The organism is Prescottella defluvii, assembly GCF_000738775.1.
Classification (GTDB): Bacteria; Actinomycetota; Actinomycetes; order Mycobacteriales; family Mycobacteriaceae; genus Prescottella; species Prescottella defluvii.
Genome location: NZ_JPOC01000130.1, coordinates 1 through 1,856, shown reverse-complemented (window position 1 = coordinate 1,856; position 1,856 = coordinate 1). Strand labels below are relative to the sequence as shown.

3 protein-coding genes are annotated in these 1,856 nt (G+C 68.6%); 1 reads left to right on the top strand and 2 read right to left on the bottom strand.

Going from position 1 to position 1,856, the window contains the following annotated elements:
• Positions 1-162: biotin/lipoyl-containing protein (locus tag IJ15_RS0124025; protein ID WP_031940850.1), on the bottom strand; the 162-nt coding region annotated here is incomplete at its 3' end.
• A gap of 305 nt (positions 163-467) precedes the next feature.
• Between IJ15_RS0124025 and IJ15_RS0124020 the strand changes: the two genes are divergently transcribed.
• Entirely contained in the window at positions 468-812 is a 345-nt protein-coding gene (locus tag IJ15_RS0124020; RefSeq protein WP_031940849.1) for a hypothetical protein, read from the top strand.
• 68 nt (positions 813-880) lie between these two features.
• Here IJ15_RS0124020 and IJ15_RS0124015 read toward each other — a convergent pair.
• Positions 881-1,856: leucyl aminopeptidase (locus IJ15_RS0124015; RefSeq protein ID WP_031940848.1), on the bottom strand; the 976-nt coding region annotated here is incomplete at its 5' end.

The following is a 1,856-nucleotide window of genomic DNA, read 5'->3' as shown; positions in this document are numbered from 1 at the left end:
GCCGGCGACGGGGGACGGGATCTCGGTGTCGACCTTGTCGGTGGAGACTTCGAGCAAAGGCTCGTCTACTTCGACCGTGTCCCCTTCCTGCTTGAGCCACCGCGTGACAGTTCCCTCGGTGACGGACTCACCCAGGGCTGGCATCTGGACGGAGAAGGCCATTTCTTTTGACTCCTCGACGGTTGTGTTCGGGTTGTTGAGTTTTATCGACTTGTGGTCGAAAACCATTGTGCTCGAGATGCACGTTTCCTGCGGCGGAGAACGACGTATCCGAGGCGCCTCACTCCGGTGGTGTGCTGCGCTTCGGACCCGTCGTGCGGCGCGCTGCGCCCATCCTTTCATTGATGCCCAGAGCGTGTCCTGCGAGGGGCGGCTCATGTGAATTTCCTCGTCGTCGAGCGCGTCTGCTGGCAAAATCGGACAGATCGCCGCGGACCGGTCCGCGGCGGGCAGGGAGGAGAGCTCACGTGGGGTTGTTCGACAGATTCACACGCGGGCGGTCGGCGGGTCCGAAGTCCGACGCCGAGTCCGACGCACGCCACCTCGCGGACTGGGCTCATTCGCACCACGGGGTGGAGGCCTACGTCGAACCCCAGACGACCGTGACGGAGGTGACGGTGGTGCTCGTCGCGGCGGACGGCGAGTGGACCCGGCGCAAGGTCGGCGGCGAACGGGGCGCCCGCCGCCTCGGGCAGGAACTGAAGATCCCCGTCTACGACGTGCGCAAGACCGGCTACCCGCAGCGGATGCGTGACTACGACAATCGGCGTCGGATCGAACGCAAGCGGGAGCGGCAGCGCGAGTTGGACTAGGCGGCTGCGCCGCCGGTGCGCACTTCCGGTGGGTTCAGCTACCGGAAGTGCGCACCGGCGCGGAGCGTCTAGCCGTTGGCGGCGATGTCCTCGAGCACCGAGATCATCGTGCGGACCGGAACGCCGGTACCGCCCTTGCCGGTGTAGCCGAACGGGCCGCCCGTGTTGAACGCGGGACCGGCGACGTCGATGTGCGCCCACTGCACGCCGTCGGCGACGAACTCCTTGAGGAACAGGCCGGCCGCGAGCATGCCGCCCCAGCGGTGCGGGGTGACGTTCGCCAGGTCCGCGACCCGGGAGTTGAGGTCGCCGCGCAGTTCGGCGGGCATCGGCATCGGCCACGCGTTCTCGCCGATCTCCTGGGAGATCGACGCCACCCGGTCGCGGAACTCGTCGGTGCCCAGCACGCCGGGCGTGCGGTTGCCCAGTGCCACCATCTGCGCGCCGGTCAGCGTCGCGGTGTCGATGAGGTAGTCGGGTGCGTCCTCGCAGGCGCGGGCGATGGCGTCGGCCAGGACCAGGCGACCCTCGGCATCGGTGTTGATCACCTCGACGGTGGTGCCGCCGTACTGCGTCAGGACGTCGCCGGGACGCTGCGCGGTGGCCGACGGCATGTTCTCGGCCATCGGTACCCATGCGGTGACGTCGACGGGCAGCTTCAGTTCGGCGGCGAGGACGACGGTCGCGATGACGGCGGCGGCGCCACCCATGTCGGAGGTCATGTTCTCCATGCCGGCGGCCGGCTTGATGGAGATGCCGCCGGTGTCGAACGTGATGCCCTTGCCGACCAGTGCGACCTTCTTGACGCCGCGGCGCTTGCCGGACGAGTACGTCATCTGCACCAGGCGCGGCTGACGCGACGAGCCCTTGCCGACGCCGACGATGCCACCGAAGCCGGCCTTGGCGAGGGCCTTCTCGTCGAGGACCTTGACGGTGAGCCCGGCGGCGATGCCGAGGGACTTGGCGCGGTCCGCGAACTCGGCCGGGAACAGGTGGCTGGGCGGGGTGTTGACGAACTCGCGGGCCGTCGCGACGGCCTTCGCG